The organism is Burkholderia sp. FW306-1C-G01B, assembly GCF_058781685.1.
In genome coordinates this window covers 1-510 of sequence record NZ_JBYSWZ010000043.1, presented here as the reverse complement: position 1 = coordinate 510, position 510 = coordinate 1, and the positions used below count along the sequence as shown (strand labels likewise).

General features: G+C 58.4%; 1 protein-coding gene. It reads left to right on the top strand.

All coding sequences use genetic code 11. The features are described from left to right. On the top strand, positions 1–510 hold a 510-nt coding region (locus tag AC3WLY_RS35210), incomplete at both ends, for a hypothetical protein (RefSeq protein ID WP_492332766.1).

The following is a 510-nucleotide window of genomic DNA, read 5'->3' as shown; positions in this document are numbered from 1 at the left end:
CGCCACGATCGAATACTCGACCGATGGCGGTCATACTTGGAACACCAGTTTCAACGCGGTCGAAGGCGTGAATGACGTACAGGTTCGGCAGACCGATGTCGCGGGCAACACGTCTGACCCGACCTCGTTCAGCTTTACGCTCGATACGGCGGCTTCTGCTCCCGGTGTCGCTCTGACTACCGATTCCGGCAGCAGTGCCACCGACCACGTCACCAATGTTGGTACGTTGAATCTTACGGATGTTGAAACCGGCGCCACGATCGAATACTCGACGGATGGTGGCCACACCTGGAACACCAACTTCAACGCCGTCGAAGGCGTGAACGACGTACAGGTTCGGCAGACCGATATCGCAGGCAATACGTCGGATCCGACTTCATTCAGCTTCACGCTCGATACCTCGGCCGCCGCGCCCGGTGTTGCACTAACCGCTGACTCAGGCAGCAACGCTACCGACCACATCACCAACGTCGGTACACTCAACGTGTCTGGTGTGGAGACTGGCGCAGT